Annotated in this window: 20 protein-coding genes; 8 read left to right on the top strand and 12 right to left on the bottom strand. The window is 65.0% G+C overall.

Annotated features, from left to right (window positions below; all coding sequences use genetic code 11):
* Positions 1 to 192: 192 nt before the first annotated feature.
* A complete protein-coding gene (locus tag IC232_RS03055) occupies positions 193 to 1,371 on the bottom strand; it encodes an acetyl-CoA C-acetyltransferase (RefSeq protein WP_190843406.1) in 1,179 nt (392 codons plus the stop codon).
* A 224-nt stretch (positions 1,372 to 1,595) separates the two neighbouring features.
* Here IC232_RS03055 and phaR point away from each other — a divergent pair, with 224 nt between their 5' ends.
* Positions 1,596 to 2,171, top strand: coding sequence for a polyhydroxyalkanoate synthesis repressor PhaR (gene phaR / locus IC232_RS03050; RefSeq protein WP_190843405.1), 576 nt, complete (start codon positions 1,596 to 1,598; stop codon positions 2,169 to 2,171).
* Between the two features lie 73 nt (positions 2,172 to 2,244).
* Here the strand turns inward: phaR and IC232_RS03045 are convergent, their stop codons facing one another.
* The 3 genes from IC232_RS03045 to mtgA form a co-directional block, all read right to left on the bottom strand.
* Positions 2,245 to 3,879 carry an EAL domain-containing protein gene (locus IC232_RS03045; RefSeq protein ID WP_190843404.1) on the bottom strand — a complete coding sequence of 545 codons (1,635 nt, stop codon included), beginning with the start codon at positions 3,877 to 3,879 and terminating at the stop codon, positions 2,245 to 2,247.
* A 210-nt stretch (positions 3,880 to 4,089) separates the two neighbouring features.
* Positions 4,090 to 4,275, bottom strand: coding sequence for a 50S ribosomal protein L32 (gene rpmF / locus IC232_RS03040; protein ID WP_036358586.1), 186 nt, complete (start codon positions 4,273 to 4,275; stop codon positions 4,090 to 4,092).
* A gap of 149 nt (positions 4,276 to 4,424) precedes the next feature.
* Positions 4,425 to 5,111, bottom strand: coding sequence for a monofunctional biosynthetic peptidoglycan transglycosylase (gene mtgA / locus IC232_RS03035; protein ID WP_190843403.1), 687 nt, complete (start codon positions 5,109 to 5,111; stop codon positions 4,425 to 4,427).
* Between the two features lie 103 nt (positions 5,112 to 5,214).
* Here mtgA and IC232_RS03030 point away from each other — a divergent pair, with 103 nt between their 5' ends.
* The gene (locus tag IC232_RS03030; RefSeq protein WP_190843402.1) at positions 5,215 to 6,141 is read left to right on the top strand and encodes a polyprenyl synthetase family protein; all 927 of its coding nucleotides are present in this window, start codon (positions 5,215 to 5,217) and stop codon (positions 6,139 to 6,141) included.
* A 6-nt stretch (positions 6,142 to 6,147) separates the two neighbouring features.
* On the opposite strand, the gene IC232_RS03025 is transcribed toward IC232_RS03030, so the two are convergent.
* The 7 genes from IC232_RS03025 to IC232_RS02995 all read right to left on the bottom strand — a co-directional run bounded on the left by IC232_RS03025 (position 6,148) and on the right by IC232_RS02995 (position 13,750).
* Positions 6,148 to 6,822 carry a nitroreductase family protein gene (locus IC232_RS03025; protein ID WP_190843401.1) on the bottom strand — a complete coding sequence of 225 codons (675 nt, stop codon included), beginning with the start codon at positions 6,820 to 6,822 and terminating at the stop codon, positions 6,148 to 6,150.
* A gap of 48 nt (positions 6,823 to 6,870) precedes the next feature.
* Positions 6,871 to 7,449: a GNAT family N-acetyltransferase gene (locus IC232_RS03020; protein ID WP_190843400.1), complete on the bottom strand. Its 579-nt coding sequence runs from the start codon at positions 7,447 to 7,449 to the stop codon at positions 6,871 to 6,873.
* A 114-nt stretch (positions 7,450 to 7,563) separates the two neighbouring features.
* Entirely contained in the window at positions 7,564 to 9,510 is a 1,947-nt protein-coding gene (locus IC232_RS03015) for a potassium transporter Kup (RefSeq protein WP_190843399.1), read from the bottom strand.
* Positions 9,511 to 9,824: 314 nt separating this feature from the next.
* Complete coding sequence (ispG, locus tag IC232_RS03010) at positions 9,825 to 11,111, bottom strand: flavodoxin-dependent (E)-4-hydroxy-3-methylbut-2-enyl-diphosphate synthase (RefSeq protein WP_190843398.1); 1,287 nt, start codon at positions 11,109 to 11,111, stop codon at positions 9,825 to 9,827.
* Between the two features lie 167 nt (positions 11,112 to 11,278).
* Positions 11,279 to 11,782: a Fur family transcriptional regulator gene (locus IC232_RS03005; RefSeq protein ID WP_190843397.1), complete on the bottom strand. Its 504-nt coding sequence runs from the start codon at positions 11,780 to 11,782 to the stop codon at positions 11,279 to 11,281.
* A gap of 169 nt (positions 11,783 to 11,951) precedes the next feature.
* On the bottom strand, positions 11,952 to 12,602 hold the full coding sequence (locus IC232_RS03000; protein ID WP_190843396.1) for a class I SAM-dependent methyltransferase: 651 nt from the start codon (positions 12,600 to 12,602) through the stop codon (positions 11,952 to 11,954).
* Positions 12,599 to 13,750 carry a glycosyltransferase family 4 protein gene (locus IC232_RS02995; protein ID WP_190843395.1) on the bottom strand — a complete coding sequence of 384 codons (1,152 nt, stop codon included), beginning with the start codon at positions 13,748 to 13,750 and terminating at the stop codon, positions 12,599 to 12,601. The genes IC232_RS03000 and IC232_RS02995 overlap by 4 nt, the downstream gene beginning before the upstream one ends.
* 109 nt (positions 13,751 to 13,859) lie before the next feature.
* Between IC232_RS02995 and IC232_RS02990 the strand changes: the two genes are divergently transcribed.
* From IC232_RS02990 to cydB, 6 genes are all read left to right on the top strand, one after another.
* Positions 13,860 to 14,189: a SemiSWEET family sugar transporter gene (locus IC232_RS02990; protein WP_190843394.1), complete on the top strand. Its 330-nt coding sequence runs from the start codon at positions 13,860 to 13,862 to the stop codon at positions 14,187 to 14,189.
* A gap of 27 nt (positions 14,190 to 14,216) precedes the next feature.
* Complete coding sequence (locus tag IC232_RS02985) at positions 14,217 to 15,389, top strand: DNA topoisomerase IB (protein ID WP_190843393.1); 1,173 nt, start codon at positions 14,217 to 14,219, stop codon at positions 15,387 to 15,389.
* A 324-nt stretch (positions 15,390 to 15,713) separates the two neighbouring features.
* Positions 15,714 to 16,046, top strand: coding sequence for a hypothetical protein (locus IC232_RS02980; RefSeq protein WP_190843392.1), 333 nt, complete (start codon positions 15,714 to 15,716; stop codon positions 16,044 to 16,046).
* A gap of 85 nt (positions 16,047 to 16,131) precedes the next feature.
* Positions 16,132 to 17,010 (top strand): MBL fold metallo-hydrolase, encoded by an 879-nt coding sequence (locus tag IC232_RS02975; protein WP_190843391.1) that lies wholly within the window; start codon positions 16,132 to 16,134, stop codon positions 17,008 to 17,010.
* A 73-nt stretch (positions 17,011 to 17,083) separates the two neighbouring features.
* On the top strand, positions 17,084 to 18,520 hold the full coding sequence (locus IC232_RS02970) for a cytochrome ubiquinol oxidase subunit I (protein WP_190843390.1): 1,437 nt from the start codon (positions 17,084 to 17,086) through the stop codon (positions 18,518 to 18,520).
* A gap of 11 nt (positions 18,521 to 18,531) precedes the next feature.
* Positions 18,532 to 19,581: a cytochrome d ubiquinol oxidase subunit II gene (gene cydB / locus IC232_RS02965; RefSeq protein ID WP_190843389.1), complete on the top strand. Its 1,050-nt coding sequence runs from the start codon at positions 18,532 to 18,534 to the stop codon at positions 19,579 to 19,581.
* Positions 19,582 to 19,711: 130 nt separating this feature from the next.
* Here cydB and IC232_RS02960 read toward each other — a convergent pair whose 3' ends face one another.
* Positions 19,712 to 20,578, bottom strand: a complete 867-nt coding sequence (locus IC232_RS02960) for a hypothetical protein (protein WP_190843388.1) — start codon at positions 20,576 to 20,578, stop codon at positions 19,712 to 19,714.
* Positions 20,579 to 20,743: the final 165 nt, after the last annotated feature.

Below are 20,743 nucleotides of genomic sequence, written 5' to 3'. Positions count from 1 at the left end.
GCGAGTGCCGCCGGTGACCAATGCAACGCGCGCCATGCTGTTTCCTTCCCAGGATCGTTCTGCGGATCTCTCAAGGATCCATTCATTGTGGGGCGGCCGATTCAGGCCGCCCCACAACATAGCTTACGATATGTGGCAGAACGTGGAAGGGTGAAGCTCCGTAATTTCCCTAACGGAGCTTCAAAGAGGTTCTCAGCGCTCAAGGCACATGGCAACGCCCATGCCGCCGCCGATGCACAGGGTGGCAAGGCCCTTCTTCGCGTTGCGACGGCCCATCTCGTGCAGCAGGGTCACGAGCACGCGGGCGCCCGACGCGCCGATGGGATGGCCGATGGCGATGGCGCCGCCGTTCACGTTCACGATGGACGGATCCCAGCCCATGTCCTTGTTGACCGCGAGCGCCTGCGCGGCGAAGGCCTCGTTGGCCTCGACGAGATCGAGGTCCTGCACCTTCCAGCCGGCCTTCTCCAGCGCCTTGCGCGAGGACGGAATCGGGCCCGTGCCCATGATGGCCGGATCGACGCCGGCAGTGGCCCAGGAGGCGATGCGGGCGAGCGGAGTCAGACCGCGCTTCTGGGCTTCGGCTTCCGTCATCAGCACCAGGGCGGCGGCGCCGTCATTGATGCCCGAGGCGTTGCCGGCCGTGACCGTGCCGTCCTTCGAGAAAGCGGGCCTCAGCTTGCCGAGGGCATCGACCGTGGTGCCGGCGCGGATGTACTCGTCCTGGTCCACCACGGTGTCGCCCTTGCGGGATGCAATCGTGACGGGCGTGATCTCGTCCTTGAAGCGGCCTTCCTTCTGGGCCGCCTCGGCCTTGTTCTGGGAGGCGGTCGCGAACTGGTCCTGCTCCTCGCGGGTGAGCTGCCAGCGCTGGGCCACGTTCTCGGCCGTGTTGCCCATGTGGTAGCCGTTGAAGGCATCCATCAGGCCATCCTTGAGCATGGTGTCCACGAGCTTGAAGTCGCCCATTTTGGTGCCGGAGCGCATATAGGCCGCGTGGGGGGCGAGCGACATGGATTCCTGGCCGCCGGCCACGATGATGCTCGCGTCGCCGTTGGCGATCTGCTGCATGCCGATGGCAACCGTACGAAGGCCCGAGCCGCAGAGCTGGTTCAGCGCCCAGGCAGTCTTCTCCTGCGGCACGCCGGCGGCCATGGCGGCCTGACGGGCCGGGTTCTGGCCCTGAGCCGCGGTGAGGATCTGGCCGAGGATCACCTCGTCCACGTCCGAGCCGTCGACCTTGGCGCGCTCCAGGGCCGCCTTGATGGCGATGGCGCCGAGATCATGGGCCGGGGTGTTGGCGAAGGCCCCGTTGAACGAGCCGACGGGGGTGCGCGCCGCTCCGACGATGACGATGCTCTCTTGGGCCATGCCTCTCTCCTGTGCTGATCCGTGTGGTGCTGGACTGTATGTAGTGCTTGCTCGATGAAAGCCCCAGAGGGTGGGATGTCAAGGATAGGATCGTTCGGCCCAGTCTCAAGAAGCCTTAGACTTTTGGCGCTTTGCACCTCTGTTATAAGGCCTATAATCAGGTTAGGCCGACATCCCAAAGGGTGCCGGGCCCGGTGGATTTCCCAGGAGCGTATCGGGACAACATGGCGACGGACAAACAACCGACGGTCATCAAGAAATATGCCAACCGCCGCCTCTATCACACGGGCACCTCAACCTACGTGACGCTGGAAGACCTGGCCGGCATGGTGCGCAAGGGCGAGGACTTCGTGGTCTATGACGCGAAGTCCGGCGAGGAGATCACCCGCTCGGTCCTGGCCCAGATCATCTTCGAGCAGGAGAACAAGGAAGGGCCGAACCTTCTGCCCGTCACCGTGCTGCGCCAGCTGATCCGCTTCTACGGCGACAGCATGCAGGCCCTGGTGCCGAGCTATCTCGAATTCTCCATGAACAACCTGTCCCAGGAGCAGCAGAAGCTTCGGGAGCAGATGGCCCAGGCCTTCGGTCCTTCGGCCTTCCAGGCCATGGAAGAGCAGGTGCGCAAGAACATGGGCTTCTTTACCGAGGCCATGCGCATGTTCTCGCCTTTCCCGAACGGGGCCCCGGGTGTGCCGGAGACAAAGCCCGCTCCCAAGGGAGAGGGGCCCGACGACCTCAACACCTTGAAGCAGCAGATGGCCGACATGCAGGCCAAGCTCGACAAGCTGGCGAGCAAGTAATCCAAGGCTCTTATCCAAGAGGGACGCATCGGATTGATCCCAAAAGTGCAGATCCACTTTTGGGTCCGATGCTCTAGCCCCGCGCATTCTTCAGCATCTGCTGCAACGGGGACGGCTGCACGACGGCCTCGGGCTCACCGAACAACCCGCCCTGCAGGTAATCCACGCCCCAGGCGGCGAGGAGCCGGGCGGTTGCCTCGTCGTCGACCCATTCGGCCGCGGTGGCGATGCCCATATGCTGGGCCCGGTCGACGAGGGTGCGGACATGGAGCCGGTCGTCCGTCGAGCGCTTGAGCGGCTGGATGAACACCCCGTCGATCTTGAGCAGATCGATCGGCAGCACCCGCAGATGGGCCGGCGGCACATGGCCGGCCCCATAGCTCGTGAGCGCGATGCCGACGCCGAGCGCCTTCATGGCATGGAGCCGGCCAAGATTGCGCCGGCACTCCACGAGGGCGATCTCGGGAATTTCGAGAACAAGCCGCGCCTCGATGCCGGGACGGGCGCCGAGATGGGCCGCGAGCATCGGCAGCCATTCGGCATCCTGGAGGGTCCTGGATGAAACCGGCAGCGCCAGGCGCTGATCCGGATTCCGGGCCAGGTGATCGGCAGCCAATTCCAGCATGCGCCCGTCGACGAGCAGGGGAACGTTCGCCTCCTGCAATGCAGGTGCAGGGCCAAGGGGAGTGATGCGGCCATCGGCGCCGGCCACGGAGGCGAAGGCGTGAGCCAGCGTCAGTGCACGGCTCTGCGCATCCACCATGGGCTGGCAGGCCAGGGTCAGACTGCGGTCGTTGAGAGCAGCAACCCAGTCGAACGGCGCCTGCTCGGCGACCCGTGTGGGCTTGGCGGAGCGGGACCTGTAAAGAGCCGAGACTTCGTTCCGCTCCGTGGCGGTCCCCAGGGCCTGCTCGGCGAATCGCAGCAGCTTGGTGGCCTTGAAGGTGTGGTCCGGTGCGCAGGCCGCGCCCAGTCGCAGCGAGGATTCGGCCGGGTGCTCCTGCAGGAGCCCGTGCAGGCGCCGCATGGCGCCTGCGGCGTCCGCGGCCGGGCAGCAGGTGAGAGCCACCACGAACCGGTTCGGTCCGAGCGGCGCGAAGAGGTCGTGGCGGCGCATCATCGGACGAAGCCGGCGCGCGACCTCCGCCAACTCGTCCGCTTCATCTCCGTCGAACGCGCCGACGATGAGGGTGCAGGTCTGGGAGACGCGGACGGCCTCGTTGATGGCGTCCTGGATGCCGCAGAGAAGCGCCGAGCGCTCCTTCAGCACGGCCGGCAGGAGGTCCCTAGCGCCGGAGGCGGGATCGACGCGCAGCTGACCCCGCGCAAAAGCGGGACGGCCTTGCAAATCCGGCTGCCATCGGCCGGCATCCTCGATCATCACGACCCGGTCGGCCTCAAGCCTTAGGGCATAGCGGGTCTCGTAGGCAGGGCAGGCGGGCTCCGACGCGGCGACGGCATCCTGGCGGGAGAGGCCGCAGCCCGGCTCGATCAGCTGGGCAAAGGCGTGGCCGGTCTTCGGCAGGTCCCTGGCTGAGAGCCCGAGGGCTTCGGCAGCGCCGGGTCCCCAGGTCAGGGCATCCGTGATCATGTCCCAGGCATAGAGAATGCCGGCGCCGGACGGGCGGGAGGCCGCAGCCTGGTTCTTGCGCGGCAGCCGGGAAGCTCCCTTGAACAATCCCATCGGGCCTTGCCGCTTCGCCGCCATCACTCTCACCCTTAGGAATACGCAACAGATCCAGGATGGCGACGCATGGGTCGCAGGCTGGGCCGGTCCTGGAGAACAAGGGTGCAGGATCGGCCTTCAGGCTTAATGAAGGGTAAAAAGCGTTGGAAAATCAGGAAGCTTGGGGATTGCGGGCATAAAAAAACCGGCGCTCATAGCGCCGGTTTTTGATACTCGCATGCCGCGTGAAGATTACGCGTCAGCCTTCACCTTCAGGACCTGACGGCCACGGTACATGCCGGTCTTCAGGTCAACGTGGTGAGGACGGCGCAGCTCGCCGGAATCCTTGTCCTCGATGTAGGTCGGGGCCTTCAAGGCATCGGCGGAGCGACGCATGCCACGCCGCGAGGGCGACGTTTTTCTCTTAGGAACGGCCATTTCTCGTCTCCGGTAAAAAAGCGGAGCGCCCGCTCAACCGGGGAACGCTCACATCTCAAACTTGATGAGGTTGCGCCTCATACAAGGTCTCGGGGCAAATATCTAGCCCCCCGGCGCATTCGGGGTGTTTTTCCATTGCCGCAGGGGCTTCACGGCTTCAGGCAGTCGCTGAAGGGGGCGGCCCTCACCATCCGCACCTGGAGCTGCCCGGCGAGCGCCCGATGCCCCGGCCTCGGGTTGGCCGGGTTTCGAACCAGGGGATTGGGCAGGGCCCTGGCCAGCAGGGCCGCCTCACGGGCGTTCAGGTTCCTGGCCGACTTGCGAAAGTATTTTTGCGCGGCGGCTTCGGCCCCGAACACCCCGTCCCCCCATTCGGCGATGTTGAGATAGACCTCCATCATCCGGCGCTTGGACCAGATCAGGTTGAGATAGAGTGCGACTGGGATTTCGAGGCCTTTACGGATGTAGGAGCGGCTCGGCCACAGGAAGAGGTTCTTGGCCACCTGCATGGGAATGGTGGAGGCGCCGCGGGCCGGCCCTTCGCCGTCAGCCGCCTCCACCACGTCCCGGAGGGCATCCCAGTCAACGCCGTTATGCTCGCAGAAGCGGCTGTCCTCGGCGGTCAGGACCGCCAGCGGAAGGCTCGGCGCGATCTCGTCGAGGCTGACGAAGGTCCGCTCCACGGGCTGCAGGGTGAGCCAGCGGCCGAGCATGAGGGTCGAGACCGGTGGCGCGGCCCAGTACAAAAGGCCTAGCCAAAAGACCGCGCCGACCCATAAGAGAACGAGACCGAAGCCGATCGTGACGAAGCGGCGGAGGACGCGCCCGGCCGTCATCGGTTTCCTGGGCCGTCCCGACCGCAGAATCCACCTCGGCGTCGATTGTTCACCCACGTTCCCCTCGGGCGGAGCGGCGGCCCCACCCGAATCCAGGCTCATCATGATGCCATTCACCCCTGCTTTTACGACGCGGCTCTCTGAGGCCGCCAGAACCGTCGAAGCCTGTCTTGAAGACTTGCTATCAGACAAAGCCGCTCCCGGCGAGATTGCACGGCCGCCCCGGCTGATGGCCGCCATGCGTCATGCCGCCCTAGGCGGCGGCAAGCGCCTGCGCCCCTTCCTCACCATCGAGGCGGCTCGCCTCCTTGGGGTGGAAGGGCAAGGACCGCTACGGGCCGGCTGCGCGGTCGAGCTCCTGCACTGCTACTCGCTGGTGCATGACGACCTGCCGTCCATGGACGACGACGACCTGCGCCGGGGCCGCCCCACGGTGCACAAGGCCTATGACGAGGCCACCGCCGTCCTCGTGGGTGACGCCCTCCAGACTCTGGCCTTCGAGGTTCTGGCCGATCCGGCAACCGCCTCCGATTCAGCGATCCGCTCCGACCTCGTGCTCGGCCTTGCCCGTGCCTCGGGTCTCGGCGGCATGGTGGGCGGCCAGCTCCTCGACCTCTCGGCCGAGGGCCGCTATGGGCCGGCGGAACTCGCCGAAGACGACGTGCGCCTGCTCCAGATGATGAAGACCGGCGCCATCCTCACCTTCGCGGTGGAGGCGGGGGCGATCCTCGGCAAGGCCGATGGTTCGGCGCGCCAGAGCCTCGTGGATTATGGCCGGGCGCTGGGTGCCGCCTTCCAGGTTGCCGACGACATCCTCGACCGGGAGGCTTCCGCCGAAGCGCTCGGCAAGCGCACCGGCAAGGACCAGGAGAAGGGCAAGGCAACCCTCGTCGATCTGCTCGGGATGGACGGCGCCCGCCGCGAGTGCCGCCAACTCGTAGTGAAGGCGCATGCCTGTCTCGAAAGTTTTGGAGCGAGAGCGGACACGCTGCGCGAGGCGGTGCGGTTCGTGGTCGAGCGGCAGGTCTGACCTGCCTCAGATCCAAGATGCAATCGTCTCCAGCGGCTTCTTGATGCCGCCGTAAACCGGAACCCGGCAATCCTCTGCCGGGTAGCCCACCACCAGAAGAATGTACGGCTTCTCGGTTTCCGGCCTGCCGCAGATCTCGTTGAGAAATCCCATGGGGCTCGGCGTGTGCGTCAGGGTCACGAGACCCGCCTCATGCAGGGCTGCGATCAGGAAGCCCGTTGCGATGCCCACCGATTCCGGCACGTAGTAGTTCTTGACCCGGCGCCTATCGGGTCCCTCGCTCGACCGCTGCCCGAAGATGGTGATCAGCACGGGGGCCGTTTCCAGAAACCCCTTGTGCGCGTCCGTTCCCAGGGGCGCAAGCGCATCGAGCCATTCCTGCGGGGCGCGGCCGCTGTAGAAGTCGCGTTCCTCAACCTCCGCTTCCTCCCGGATGCGCCGCTTCGATTCCGGGCTGGTGATCACGGTGAAGTGCCAGGGCTGGAGATTGGCGCCGGATGGCGCCGTGCCGGCTGCCAAGAGCGCATACTCGATCACCTCCCGCGGCACGGGCTTGCTGGAGAAATCCCGCACGGTGCGACGCCGGCGAATGGTTTCATAAAAGGCGCGGGCGCGATCGACCATCGCCTCGGGTGGGTATGAGCGGTAGGTGCTCAGAGGTTCGAGAACCAGCTTCGTCATGCGATGCTCCGATGGATCGACAGGATTGTGTTAGATCGCCGGCAGACATCATCCTGCGAGGGACGCAGTTGCATCAACACCCGCATTCGTCGGCACCCAGAACTGGAGCTTCACGTGTCCAGGCCGCCCATTGTGCGGGATTGTTCCGGAAGGCACCCCGCCATTGGCGAGGATCACCTTGCGCGATGCCTCGTTGTCCTCGTCGCAGGTGATCAGGACCCGCGAAAACCCTTCCTCACGGCAGACCGGCAGGATCATGCGCAGGGCCTGGGTGGCGTAGCCGCGCCGCTGCTTCCACGGCACGATGGTGTAGCCGATATGGCCATAGGCGGTGGGCGGCAGCTCCTCCGTGCCGCGCTGGAAGCGAAAGCCGATGCGGCCGCAGAATGCGCCGTCGCTGATCCAGAAATCGTGCGCGGGCAGGCGGGCAACCTCCCGCCCGTCGGCCAGCCGGATCATCGGGCTGTTGTAGAGGTCGTGCAGGAAACGTTCGGGGTCGCGACGCAACTGCCGGAGCTGCTCGCGGCTCACATCCTGGTCGGTGTTGGGCGACCAGCCGCGGGCGAGGGCGTCTTCGTAAGCGGGCAGCCAGGCGAGGCTCGGGCGCAGGAGAGTGATGTCGGTCATGGCGGCCCGAAGGTGACATTGCGCCGCCAAGAGGGCAACAGGCTTACGTATCGTGCGAAAAAGTGGCCCGGTTTTTGGCCCACACGATGCGCAAGTTTTGGATCCATCCGATGCCTATACCGTCACCTGCGTGCCGACCTCCACCACGCGGCCCGTGGGGATCTGGAAGAAGTCCGTGGCGTCGCTTGCCGATTTCGCGAGGCTGATGAACAGCTTGTCCTGCCAGAGCGGCATGCCCGACTGGCTCGCGGGCCGGATCGAGCGCCGCGACAGGAAGAACGACGTCGCCATGATGTCGAACTTGAAGCCCTGCTTGCGCAGGATCGCCAACCCGCGCGGGATGTTGGGCGTCTCCATGTAGCCGTAGCTCAGGCGGATGCGCCAGAACGAATCGCCCACATGCTCGATGGAGACACGGTCCTCGTCCTCGACGCGCGGGATATCCGCGCTGTTGACCGTGAGAATCACGTTCTTCTCGTGCAGCACCTTGTTGTGCTTGAGGTTGTGCAGCAGGGCTGCCGGTGCGGTGTCCGGGTCGCTCGTCAGGAATACGGCGGTGCCCTTCACCCGGTGCGGCGGGCTCTTCTCCAGCATCTGAACCAGCTCGACGAAAGGCACGTCGATCTTGCGGGTCTTCTCGAACAGGATGCGGGTTCCCTTCACCCAGGTGAACATGACCACGAAGAAGGTGCCGGCGATCAGCAGAGGCACGTAACCGCCGTCCAGAAGCTTCACGAGGTTCGAGGATAGGAAGGTGAGGTCGATGAGCAGAAGGGGAATCATCACCAGCCCGGTCTTCACCGGACCCCAGCCCCAGCTGCGGCTCATCACGATGCAGGCGAGCAGGGTGGTCACCACCATGGTGCCGAACACCGCGATGCCGTAGGCGCTGGCGAGGCTGCTCGACGTTCCGAACAGGATCACGAGCGTCACGACGGCAGCGAGCAGCAACCAGTTCACCCGCGGCAGATAGATCTGTCCCTGATGGGTCTCCGACGTGAACCGCACTTCGAGGCGCGGCAGGATGCCGAGCTGAATGGCCTGCCGGGTCAGCGAGAAGGCGCCGGTGATCACGGCTTGGCTCGCCACGATGGTGGCGAGCGTTGCCAGGATGACGACCGGCAGAAGCAGCCAGGAGGGCGCCAGCAGGAAGAACGGATTTGCGATCGTCTCCGGGTTCGACAGGACGAGGGCGCCCTGGCCGAGATAGTTCAGGGCGAGGGCCGGAAAGACCACCGTCCCCCAGGCCATGCGAATGGGCTTGCGGCCAAAATGGCCCAGATCCGCATAGAGCGCCTCCGCTCCGGTCACCGCAAGACAGACGCTTCCGAGAATGGCAAAGGCGGTTCCCGGGTGGGTGACCAGGAAGGACACGCCGTAATACGGGTTGAAGGCGAGCAGGACCTCCCAATCGTCCGCGATGTGGAGAAGGCCAAGACCGGCCATGGTCACGAACCACAGAAGCGTCAGGGGCCCGAAGAAGGCCGCCACCTTCCCGGTGCCGCGGCTCTGGACGGCAAACAGGCCGATGAGAATCACCAGCGCGCCGGGCAGAACATAGCTCTCGAAGGAAGGAGCGACGAGCTTCAGGCCTTCTAGGGCGGAGAGCACGGAGATCGCCGGCGTGATGGCGGCGTCGCCGTAGAACAGGGCCGCTCCGGCCATGCCCATCACGAGCACGGGCAGGCTTCGGCGCCCAAGCGCCAGCTGCGTCAGGGCCACCAGGGTCAGGGAGCCGCCTTCGCCTTTGTTGTCGGCCCGCAGCAGCAGAATGACGTATTTGACCGTGACCGTGAGGATCAGAGCCCAGAGCAGCAGGGACAGGATGCTGATCACCAGTTCACGGGTCAGGTCCACCGGGACGCCATGGTGCCCTCCGGTGGCTGCTGCCACCGTCTCGCGCATGGCATAGAGAGGGCTGGTGCCGATATCCCCATAGACGACGCCGATGGCGCCAAGGGTCAGGGTCCAGAAGCTCGCCTTGTGGTGGCTTTCCGGAAGGGTCGCCTCAGGAACTGCGGAATCCGCGTGTCCGGGGGCGACAGCGTGCTGTTCTGCCATGGGTGTTTTTCTTTGCGGATGTGCCCGCGGACGGCCCTTGTTCAAGTCACTTTGCAATCGACGAAGGGCGCCCCTTCTCCAGCATCGGCCCCAAAAGTGGAAGGCACTTTTGGGACTCACCCGATGCTTTTTCCGGTAAGCGCATCGTTCGGAGCGGACCCGGAGGGCCACGTAAGTGAAAACCGGATCCACTTTTCCGCACGATGCGCTCATGAGCGCGGCGGCCGTCATTGCCGGCGCGGCAGGCTTCTAGCACATCGCGCCTGAGCTTAAAACGGAATTTCTCTCAAGGTTCCATGGTCCAGCTTAGTGCCTCATTCGGCGGCATCGCGCCCGGGCTGACCATAGTTCCTGTCGATGTAGTCGATGACGATCTTCTGGAAGTCCTGGGCGAGGGTCGGCCCGCGCAGGGTCATGGCCTTCTTCCCGTCGATGAAGACCGGGGCTGCCGGCTGCTCGCCGGTGCCGGGAAGCGAGATGCCGATATTGGCGTGCTTCGATTCGCCCGGCCCGTTCACGATGCAGCCCATCACGGCCACGTTCAGGTTCTCGACGCCCGGATGGGTGCGGCGCCATTCCGGCATGGAGGTGGAGATCCAGGTCTGGATATCGCGCGCCAGCTCCTGGAACACCGACGAGGTGGTGCGCCCGCAGCCGGGGCAGGCCGCCACCAGGGGCACGAAGGTGCGGAACCCCATGGTCTGGAGCAGCTCCTGGGCGGTCTTGACCTCGAGCGTCCGGTCGCCGCCGGGCTCCGGGGTCAGGGAAAAGCGGATCGTGTCGCCGATGCCCTGCTGGAGCAGGATGCCGATGGCGGCCGACGAGGCCACGATGCCCTTCGACCCCATGCCGGCCTCGGTGAGGCCGAGATGGATGGCGTAGTCGGAGCGGCGGGCAAGGTCCTGGTAGACCGCAATCAGGTCCTGCACGGCCGAAACCTTGGCCGACAGGATGATCCGGTTGCGCCCAAGGCCGATCTCCTCCGCGCGGGCGGCCGAAAGCAGGGCCGACTGGATCATGGCCTCGCGGGTGACCCAGCGCATGTCGCGCGGGTGGGCCGAGGCCGCGTTCTCGTTCATCAGATGGGTGAGCAGCTCCTGATCGAGGGAGCCCCAGTTCGCGCCGATGCGCACGGCCTTGTCGTGCCGGATCGCCTGCTCGACGATGGCGCCGAACTGCCGGTCCTTCTTTTCCTTGAAGCCCACATTGCCGGGGTTGATCCGGTACTTGGCGAGCGCCTCGGCGCAGGCCGGGTGATCGGCGAGCAGCTGGTGGCCGATATAGTGGAAGTCGCCCACGAGGGGCACGTCCACGCCGAGGCGGTCGAGCCTCTCGCGGATTTTCGGCACGGCGGCCGCGGCTTCGTCGCGGTCCACCGTGATGCGCACGATCTCCGAGCCGGCCCGGGCCAGCGCCGCCACCTGGGCGACGGTGGCATCCACATCCGCCGTGTCCGTGTTGGTCATCGATTGGACCACGATCGGAGCGCCGCCGCCGACCATGACGGAGCCCACGCGCACCCCCACCGTGCGGTGGCGCGGGGCAGGGCCTGCCGGGCTCACGGATGCGGGATCGGTCTCAGGAGACGAGATGAAGGACATGCTGCAACCCACGACGGCAGCTCCGGGCTGCCGCCGTTTAGCTGATGCCAAAAGCCTTCTGCGTCAAGCGCGGCTTAGAGCATCGGACCCAAAAGTGGATTTGCACTTTTGGGACTAAGCTGATGCTCCTGAAGGGAGAATGCTCTCGTAGAGCGAAAGCTCACGGGTCAGTGAACATCCTGGCAATGGGGGCACCGGCCGGTGATCTCCAGGGCGCGGGCCAGGGGCTGGTAGCCCTGCGCTGTCAGCACTCTGTGGACGGTCTCCGCCACGTTGGGGCAGGTGATCTCGGTGGCTTCGCCGCAGGCCTCGCAGATCAGGAATGCTGCGGTTCCATGGCTGCCCGTGCTGGCGATGTAGGCGTTCCGGCTCGCGAGGCGGTGGGCCAGACCCTGCTCGATCAGAAAGTCGAGGGCGCGATAGACCGTGATCGGGGCCATCCGCCGCCCTTGGGACACGAGGGCATCCGCCAGATCGTAGGCGCCAAGCGGTTTGGCCGCATTGAGGAGCACCTCGAGCACGCGCCGGCGGATCGGCGTCAGCCGGACACCCTTGGCCCGGCACAGAGCCTCAGACTCCGCCAAGGCCTTCGCCGTGCTGGAGGCCGGAGAGGCCGGGAAGCGAGCGTTGTCGCCTGGAAGGCGGTGCTGCAGGGAAGGGGCGTGGACCATCGGGATCCCTCTTCGAGAAAGGCTGAAGGTTGAAAGCGATACGGCGCCACACCTGCAAATCAGGCGCATCCACCTCGTTCATATATGTTATAACACTAACTATTCTGAGAGGTAAACAGCAAAGTTGGTTGTTCGCCCGCTAAAATATAGGGACGAACCATGCGCCGGATCAGGGCTGCCGGAAACGCCAGACGCTCGACTTCTTGATGTCGGAATCCTCGAGCGTGCGTGTCACCGGCACCTCGTAGACGGCCAGGCTCTCAAGCCGGTCCTTCGGCAGGTAGCTGCGCCCCGGATCGCCGATCAGCACCGTCGCTCCCCGGTTGCTCAAGGCGAGCAGCCAGTCGATCACACGAGCGGCGAGATCATGCTCGTAGCAGATATCCCCGGCGAGCACCGTGTCCCATCCCCCGTCCTGCCCGACGATGTCGGCGGCCAACGGGGTGACGGCAATGCCGTTGGCCGCCGCATTCACCCCGATGGCCGCGATGGCGAAGGGGTCGATGTCGCAGGCGGTCACCTCGGCGGCGCCTGCCTTCATGGCCGCGATGGCGACAAGGCCCGACCCGGAGGCGAAATCGAGCACGCGCCGGCCGCGCACCGTCTCGGGGTGATCGAGGATGTAACGCGCCAGCGCCTGACCGCCGGCCCAGGCGAAGGCCCAGAAAGGCGGGGGCAGGCCGATCTCGCCCAGCTCCTCCTCGGTCTTCTGCCACAGCTCCGTCGCTTCATCCGCTACGTGCAGCATGATCTCCGGCGCATGGGGCACCGGGCGGAGCCGGGTTTCGGCGAGGATGAAAGCAGCCGGGTCGGTGATCATGAGGCCAGCATGGAGCGATACAGCTCCTTGACGCTGTCCATCACATCCCGTTCCGTGAAGCCGCCGAGAACCCGGGCGCGGGCAGCCTCGCCCATGCGGGCGACGCGATGCGGCTCCTGGGAGAGGGCCACCAGGGCCTCGGACAAGGAAGCGGCATCGCCGGGCGGCACCAGCAGGCCCTCGATGCCATCGCGCACAAGGGTCCGGCAGCCGGGCACAGCCGTGGTCACGATGGCGCGGCCGCAGGCGGCTGCCTCCAGAAGCGTGCGCGGCAGGCCCTCGCCGCCCCGGGAGGGCAGGCAGGCCGCATGATGCTCCCGCCAGACGCCGGCGATGTCCCGCGTCGCGCCATGCCAGGCGATGCCGGGCTCTGCGCTCCAGGCCTTCAGGGTCGATTCGGGAATCGCCTTCGGGTTCGACGGGTCGGGGGCGCCGTAGAGGGAGAGCTCGATGGGCATGCCCTTTGCCCGCGCCATGCGCACAGCCTCCACGGCCACGTCAATGCCCTTGGACCAGAGCATGCGGGCGACCACTGCGACCTTGAGCGGCGGCTGGGCCGGCAGAGGCTCGGGCTTGAGAGCTTCGGGATCGACGCCGGCGCCTCCGAGGATCGTGACGCGGGCGTCCATTGGGTCGAGGCCAAGGAGCTTCGGATCGTCGGTGTTCTCGAAGACGTACCGGGTCCGGCCTGTCTGGAGGCCGCGCATCAGCAGGCGGATCGCCCGCTGCGACAGGCGCCCGACCGTGTCGGTCCTAGCGCCGATGAACCCAAGACCCGTGAGCGCATAGACCCGTCGCCCGACACCGGCGAGCGTAGCGGCAAAACCGCCGAGCAGGATGCCCTTGAGGGCGATGCAGTGGACGAGATCGGCCTTCTCGGCCTTGAGAATGGCCGCCAGCTGGCCGGAGGCATCGCCCATGGTGATGGGGTTCAGGCTGCGGCGCTCGATGTCGAGCGGCACGACCTTGGCGCCCAGGGTCTCGATCACCTCCCGGTGCGCCCGCACTCGCGTGACCACCGTCACCGCAAGCCCCAGCTCGCGGGCGGCCCTCACCATCGGCAGGAAATGGGAGGCGAAGAACCAGTCCTCGGTCACGACGAAGACGAGCTTGCGGCCTTGGGTTTCAAGGGAGGGGATGGAGGGCAAAGGACGATCCGGGTGAAGCAAGGCGCCCTTGTAACCTCACCATGCGGGAAAAGGGAACTCCCCCCGGCTGCACCCGTTGCCGTCAACTTGCGCAACGGGAGGAACCCTCATGGCCGATTGGCTGCCAACCGTGCTGGCGACCATCGCCGGCATTCTCTCCACATCGAGCTTCGTGCCCCAGGTGCTGAAGGCTTGGCGCGAGCGCGACACGGCCGCCATTTCGAAAACCATGTATCTCGTGACCGTGACGGCCTTCGTCCTGTGGTCTGCCTACGGCTTCATGATCGGTGCTTGGCCGCTGATCGTCTTCAACCTGCTGAGCCTTGTCTTGAGCGGCACCATCCTGTTCCTGAAAATCCGCAACGATCGCAGCGAGACCCGCGCTCCGGCCGCTGCGTCGACCGCGCGCAGGGAACCCGAAGTGGCGCGCCCCGGTTGACGTTCTGCACTTCAGACAAGGCACCCCATGCTGCTGGAACCCAACGCCACCTCCGAGAACATCGTCGACCCGCGGGATGCGGCTGAGACGGCAGGCCTTCTTTATGTCTCGGACGAGGAGCCCGGCATCCGGCGCAAGAAATCCGGCAAGGGCTTCACCTACCAGAAGCCCGATGGATCGAAGGTCGCCGACAAGGCAACGCTCGACCGCATCAAGTCGCTCGCCATTCCACCCGCCTACACCGATGTGTGGATCTGCGCGAAGGCCAATGGACACATCCAGGCGACCGGGCGCGATGCCAAGGGCCGCAAGCAGTACCGCTACCACCCGGCGTTCCGCGAAGTTCGCGAGAGCACGAAATACGAGCACATGCTCGAATTCGCCCGAGGCCTGCCGGCGATCCGCAAGTCCATCGACGAGCACATGAGCCTGCGCGGGCTTCCGCGCGAAAAGGTGCTGGCAACCGTGGTGCACCTGCTCGAAAACACCCTGATCCGCGTCGGCAATGCCGATTACGTGAAGCAGAACAAGAGCTATGGCCTCACGACCCTGCGCGACCCGCATGTGAAGGTCGAAGGCGGCGAACTGCGCTTTCAGTTCAAGGGCAAGAGCGGCAAGACCTGGAAGCTGCAGGTGAAGGACCGGCGCATCGCCAGGATCGTGAAGGCCTGTCAGGACCTGCCGGGGCAGGACCTCTTCCAGTATCTCGACGAGAACGGCGCGCAGCAATCGGTCACCTCCGCCGACGTGAACGCCTATCTCAAGGAGATCACGGGCCGCGAGATCACGGCCAAGGACTTCCGCACCTGGGCCGGAACGGTGCTTGCCGCGCTCGCCCTCAAGGAATTCGAAGAGTTCGACAGCGAGGCCAAGGCCAAGAAGAACATCCGGGCGGCGATCGAGAAGGTTTCGGGGCGGCTCGGCAACACCCCGAGCATCTGCCGCAAATGCTACGTGCACCCGGAAGTCTTCTCCTCCTACATGGACGGCGAGCTTCTTCTCGAGGTCAAGGAGGAGATCGAAACGGAGCTGCGCGAGGACCTGCCGTCCCTCAAGCCCGAGGAGGCCGCCGTTCTCAGCCTGCTGCAGGAACGCCTGTCCCGCGAGGTGAAGAAGCAGGAAGAGGAAAAGTCTGCCAAGAAGCGACGCTCCCCGTCGCGCAAGACGCAGGCAAAAAGCCAGCCTGAAATCCGGCCTTGAAATTCATCGTCATCCCGGACGGCGAAGTCGATCCGGGATCGTCAGACGAGTGTGGCTTCTCTTCACCTCTCCCAGTGGGAGAGGTCGCGCCTTCAGGCGCGGGTGAGGGGTTACAGCCTCATCCGGAGAGGACACTAACCCCTCACCCCAACCCTCTCCCTCAGGGCGAGGGAGACCAGCGCCATATCCTATACGCGATCCCGGATCGGCTTTGCCGTCCGGGATGACCACCTGCGTACCCGCCATCTTCATAGACAATGGCTTGACCCTTGGCATCTCGCATGATCCATCACGCTCCTTCGATTGGCTTGGAGGGATCGCGGGATGAGAGTGTTGGCGGTTGTTGTGTTTGCTTGCGCGATGGCAGGCGGATTGTCCTTCGCCGCAGCTCAGAACACACCGCCGAAGTCCTGGCCCGAGGTGAAGTGCGAGCGCTATGGCAAGGCCTGGACAGAAGCGCTCGTGCGGCGGGGCAGGCAGGGCTTGAGCCCGGAATTCGTCGAGCGTCACGAGGCTTTCCTCGCATCCGGCTGCACCACACGGGCCGATGTCTGTCCCCGGTCCGAGGAGGAACTCAGCATGGCCAACATCATGGTGGTTGCGGCCATGAATGCCGGCACGGCCAGCACCTTCCCGCCGTTTGCCTGCCGCAAGTGACCGGCGGCTGGGGCTCTCAGTCTCTCGAACATTTTCCTCCCTCGTCGCGTTAGGCTTTCGCTCCTTTCGTTCAGCGAGGCCCTCCATGCGCATTCATCACCTCAATTGCGGCTGCATGTGTCCGGTGGGCGGACGGCTCTGGGATGGGGTGAGCCGCGGGCTGACCGCCAATCTGGTCTGCCACTGCCAGCTGATCGAGACGGACCGCAACGGGCTCGTGCTCGTCGACACGGGCATCGGGGCTCGTGACGTGGAGGATCCCTACGAGCGCCTGAGCCCGCTCTTCGTGCACGTCAACCGCATTCAGCTGGAGCACCGCTATACGGCGCTCGAACAGGTGAAGAGCCTCGGCTTCTCCCCGCGGGACGTGCGCCACATCGTGCTGACCCATCTCGACTTCGATCACGCGGGCGGCCTCGAGGACTTCCCGGATGCAACGGTCCATGTGCTGCGCGCAGAGTTGGAGGAGGCCGAGGTGCGGCAGGGCTTCATTCATCGCCGCCGCTACCGTCCCGAGCAATGGGACGGCGTACGCGACTGGCGCTTCTACAACCCGGCCGGCGAAAAATGGTTCGGCTTCGGCTCCGTGCGCGACCTCGACGGCCTGCCGCCTGAAATCCTGATGATTCCCCTACCGGGCCATACGATGGGGCATGCGGGCATCGCCATCGATACGCCCGAGGGATGGCTGCTCAACGCGGGCGATGCTTATTTCCACCGACACGAGATGGACGAGGATCCGTCCTGCACGCCAGGGCTCGCCGCCTATCAGAAGCTCATGGAAGAAAACCGCCCGCTGCGCCTCTACAACCAGGAACGCTTGCGGGACCTTGCAAACGATCCCCGCAGCCAGGTCAGAATCTTCTGCAGCCACGATCCCGTGGAACTCGAGGCTCTGCAACGCCTGAGCACCGGATGGCGTCCGCTCCGCTCGGGCCAAGCGTCGGGCATGCAGGCGCACTAGCTCTCCGGACCCCTGGTCCCGGCCTGCCGCCGCCCTAAAAGCAGGCAGGTACGATGATAAGGGGAAGGCGGATATGGAATTCGATGCCCTGCTGCTCTCGCGCATCCAGTTTGCATTCACGATTGCCTTTCATATCATCTTTCCGGCGTTCACCATCGGCCTTGCCAGCTGGCTCGCGGCGTTGGAGTTCAACTGGCTGCGCACGGGCAACCCGCTCTACCGCAATCTTTTCCGTTTCTGGGTAAAGGTTTTCGCCGTTTCCTTCGGCCTCGGCGTCGTGTCCGGCATCGTCATGAGCTACCAGTTCGGCACGAACTGGTCGCGGTTCTCCGAGTTCACCGGCAACGTGCTCGGGCCCGTCATCGCCTATGAGGTCATCACGGCGTTCTTCCTGGAGGCGGCGTTTCTCGGCATCATGCTCTTCGGCTGGGAGCGCGTCGGCGACCGCCTGCATTTCTTTGCCACCTGCATGGTGGCCTTGGGCACGCTCATTTCCGCGTTCTGGATTCTCTCGGCCAATTCCTGGATGCAGACGCCGGATGGTTTTGCCATCGAGAACGGCAAGGCGGTTCCAGTCGACTGGTTCAAGGTCGTGTTCAATCCGTCGTTCCCCTTGCGCTATGCGCATATGGTGATGGGCTGCTACCTCACGACGGCCTTCGCGGTTGCCGGCATGTCCGCCTGGATGCTGCTGCGCCATCCGCACGACGCGCCGGAGGCGAAGCTCGCCGCCTCGCGGCGCTCGATGTCCATGGCTTTGTGGTTCGCCACCATCTTCGTGCCGGTCCAGATCATCATCGGCGATCTCCACGGCCTCGGCGTACTGAAATATCAGCCGACGAAGTTGGCTGCCATCGAGGGCAACTGGGACCGCATGTCCAACATGCCGCTGCGCCTCTTCGCCATTCCCGATGAGGTGGCGGAGACGAATCATTACGAGATCGCCATTCCGAAGATCGGCAGCTGGGTTCTCACTCATGCATTCGACGGCGAGGTGCCTGGGCTCAAGGAAGTGCCGCCTGAGGACCGCCCGCCGGTCTGGCCCGTGTTCTTCTCGTTCCGCATCATGGTGGCCATCGGCTTTGCGATGTTAGGGATAGGCCTGTGGAGCCTTTACCTGCGCTGGAAAGGCACGCTGTTCACCAACAGAACTTTCCTGACGGCTGCCATGATCATGACACCCTCGGGCTTCGGCGCGGTGCTCTTCGGCTGGTTCACCGCCGAGATCGGCCGTCAGCCCTGGGTGGTCTACGGGCACATGCGCACGGCGGATGCGGTGTCGCCGGTCTCGGCTGGCGCGGTGACCGCATCGCTCCTGACCTTCGTCGTCGTCTATGCCTTCGTGTTCGGCTTCGGCTCCTATTACCTCGCCAAGCTCCTGCGGCGCGGCCCCGATCCGATCGAGGACATCCGCGGCGACGATCTCGGCAAGAAGCCGAAACGTCCGTTCTCCGTGCCGGACGAGGGCATCGAGGGACGGCCCGGCCACAAAGCCCTGCCTGCGCGATAGGAGACGGCACCATGTTCGGTTTTGGCACGGAATACGAAGGGCTGGCCTTCTGGCTGCCGCTGATCTGGTCGGGCCTCATCGCGGTGGCGGTGGCCATGTACGTGATCGTGGACGGCTTCGATCTCGGCGTCGGCATCCTGTTCAAGGCTGCGCACAACGAGAACTGGCGCGACCGTATGATGTTCTCGGTCGCTCCCATCTGGGACGGCAACGAGACCTGGCTCATCCTCGGCGGCGGCGGGCTCTTCGCCGTGTTTCATGTGGCCTATGCGGTTCTGATGCCGGCGCTCTACGTGCCGATCATCCTCATGCTGATCGCGTTGATCTTCCGTGGAGTGGCGTTCGAGTTCCGCTTCAAGGCGGAGCGTTCCAAATTCCTGTGGGACAATGCCTTCTTCTTCGGCTCCCTACTCGCGACCTTCTTCCAGGGCATGGTGCTGGGCTCCTTCGTGCAGGGCTTCGCCAATGACGGGCGCCAGTTCACCGGCGGCACCTTGGATTTCCTCACTCCGTTCAGCGTGCTCACCGGCATCAGCCTGATCTTCGGCTACGCGCTTCTGGGTGCGACCTGGTGCGTGATGAAGACCACGGGCGAACTGGAAATCTGGGCGCGGCGCATGGCGGTGCGCTTCCTGTTGCTCACCATCGTGGCCATGGCGGCGGTGTCCCTGTGGGTGCCGTTCCTCGGGCGCGAGATCGAGACGCGCTGGTTCACCTGGCCCAACATCGCCTTCCTTGCGCCGATTCCGCTGGTCACAGCCTATGTGGCCTACCGGCTCTTCCGCGATCTGGAGGAGGGGCGCCATTACCGGCCGTTCTTCCTCACGATCACCCTTTTCCTGCTCGGTTACCTGGGTTTGGGCGTCAGCCTCTTTCCCTACAACGTGCCGCCGAACCTCACGATCTGGGATACGGCCAACACGGTCAATTCCCAGCTCTTCGCCCTGGTGGGCTTTGCCATCGTGCTGCCGATCACCTTCGCCTACACGGCTTATGCCTATTGGGTTTTCCGCGGCAAGGTGGCGGAGGAGATCTCGGGCGGCGGCTACGGGTATCACTGATGCGGGGCGAAGCGCACCGGCCTGGAGAGCGGCGCGGGAAGCGCCTGCTCTGGTTCGTCTTTCTCTACGTGGCGAGCCTCGCGATCTTCGCGGGGCTCGTCTACGGTCTGCGGGGCCTGGTGGCTGATGTTTACCGGTAGGTGCTGATGAAGCCCTTGTCGGTGAGCACGACCCAGCGGGCGCCGCGGCGTTCGATGGCCTCGACCTTGCCGACGCCGGGAAGGATCCCGCCGGGCATGACCTCGTACAGGCGACGGTTGCGGCTCTCGACGAGCGCAGCGCCGTTGTAGACCTCGCGCAGCACCCAGCCGTCCACCGGCTCGCTCTTCGCCGGTTTCGGCGCAGGCGCCTCCTCGCGGGCTGCGGCCTCGGTGACCGGTGCGGCCGCAGGGGCGGCCGGTGCAGGAGCGGCAGCCGGCGCAGCGGGCTTGGTGTTCAGGGACGCCAGAGTGGTCGTGATCTGGTTTTCCATCTTGTCGAGCCGGCCCTCGATCGAGGAGAGCTTCTTGGCGGGCTCCTGGAGGCTGATCGCAAGCCGCTCGACCTTGTCGCTGAGCTTCGCCTGCTCCGACTTCGCGGCGGTGGACGCGGTGTGCTCGATTTCCTTGAAGGCCGCAGCCGTGTTCTTGAGAGACTCGAGGTCGCTGCTCAGGCGCGCAAGAATCTCCTGGCTGCGGGCGGTCTCGGCTTCCAGCTTCTCGATCGCGCCGCGGTTGGCGAGCGTTCCCAGGTATGAGGCCGACCAGCCGGCGCCGACCAGCAGGAGGGCGATAGCCGCCTGGGCGGCGAAGCGGGAAGGAGCAGCCCAGCGCCCGGTGGTCTCTGCGGCCTTCGCTCCAGAAACCGGGAGCGCAGGCTTGGCGCTTTCGCGGGCGCTCTTGACGGCTTCGGCCAGGGCGGCGCTTGCCGGCGAGCCGGTCCGGACGGCGCCGTCGGACGACGCGCCAGTCTCTGCCTTGGCAGGGCTACGATCCTTCAGACGTTTCTTGGTGTCCATAATGCGACCTCATTTTCAGGTCACAGACGATTAACCACGAATGTTTACCAAAGCGTTATGGTTGAGGTTCCTGGTTGCATTGCAACCCCCTCTAAACAAAGAGGGAAAGTAACTTTGCGCACATTGATGAATATCTACTAAGAACTTTTTATTGACATAGTTACA

It is taken from the genome of Microvirga sp. (genome assembly GCF_014699075.1).
GTDB lineage: Bacteria > Pseudomonadota > Alphaproteobacteria > Rhizobiales > Beijerinckiaceae > Microvirga.
Note: the sequence above shows the minus strand (reverse complement) of the source record. Positions and strands in the feature narration are given on the sequence as shown.

Bases quoted from the DNA above. Each gene is read 5' to 3' on its own strand.
- IC232_RS03055 (WP_190843406.1), bottom strand. From the start codon at position 1,371: ATGGCCCAAGAGAGCATCGTCATCGTCGGAGCGGCGCGCACCCCCGTC.
- phaR (WP_190843405.1), top strand. From the start codon at position 1,596: ATGGCGACGGACAAACAACCGACGGTCATCAAGAAATATGCCAACCGC.
- IC232_RS03045 (WP_190843404.1), bottom strand. From the start codon at position 3,879: ATGGCGGCGAAGCGGCAAGGCCCGATGGGATTGTTCAAGGGAGCTTCC.
- rpmF (WP_036358586.1), bottom strand. From the start codon at position 4,275: ATGGCCGTTCCTAAGAGAAAAACGTCGCCCTCGCGGCGTGGCATGCGT.
- mtgA (WP_190843403.1), bottom strand. From the start codon at position 5,111: ATGACGGCCGGGCGCGTCCTCCGCCGCTTCGTCACGATCGGCTTCGGT.
- IC232_RS03030 (WP_190843402.1), top strand. From the start codon at position 5,215: ATGATGCCATTCACCCCTGCTTTTACGACGCGGCTCTCTGAGGCCGCC.
- IC232_RS03025 (WP_190843401.1), bottom strand. From the start codon at position 6,822: ATGACGAAGCTGGTTCTCGAACCTCTGAGCACCTACCGCTCATACCCA.
- IC232_RS03020 (WP_190843400.1), bottom strand. From the start codon at position 7,449: ATGACCGACATCACTCTCCTGCGCCCGAGCCTCGCCTGGCTGCCCGCT.
- IC232_RS03015 (WP_190843399.1), bottom strand. From the start codon at position 9,510: ATGGCAGAACAGCACGCTGTCGCCCCCGGACACGCGGATTCCGCAGTT.
- ispG (WP_190843398.1), bottom strand. From the start codon at position 11,111: ATGTCCTTCATCTCGTCTCCTGAGACCGATCCCGCATCCGTGAGCCCG.
- IC232_RS03005 (WP_190843397.1), bottom strand. From the start codon at position 11,782: ATGGTCCACGCCCCTTCCCTGCAGCACCGCCTTCCAGGCGACAACGCT.
- IC232_RS03000 (WP_190843396.1), bottom strand. From the start codon at position 12,602: ATGATCACCGACCCGGCTGCTTTCATCCTCGCCGAAACCCGGCTCCGC.
- IC232_RS02990 (WP_190843394.1), top strand. From the start codon at position 13,860: ATGGCCGATTGGCTGCCAACCGTGCTGGCGACCATCGCCGGCATTCTC.
- IC232_RS02985 (WP_190843393.1), top strand. From the start codon at position 14,217: ATGCTGCTGGAACCCAACGCCACCTCCGAGAACATCGTCGACCCGCGG.
- IC232_RS02980 (WP_190843392.1), top strand. From the start codon at position 15,714: ATGAGAGTGTTGGCGGTTGTTGTGTTTGCTTGCGCGATGGCAGGCGGA.
- IC232_RS02975 (WP_190843391.1), top strand. From the start codon at position 16,132: ATGCGCATTCATCACCTCAATTGCGGCTGCATGTGTCCGGTGGGCGGA.
- IC232_RS02970 (WP_190843390.1), top strand. From the start codon at position 17,084: ATGGAATTCGATGCCCTGCTGCTCTCGCGCATCCAGTTTGCATTCACG.
- cydB (WP_190843389.1), top strand. From the start codon at position 18,532: ATGTTCGGTTTTGGCACGGAATACGAAGGGCTGGCCTTCTGGCTGCCG.
- IC232_RS02960 (WP_190843388.1), bottom strand. From the start codon at position 20,578: ATGGACACCAAGAAACGTCTGAAGGATCGTAGCCCTGCCAAGGCAGAG.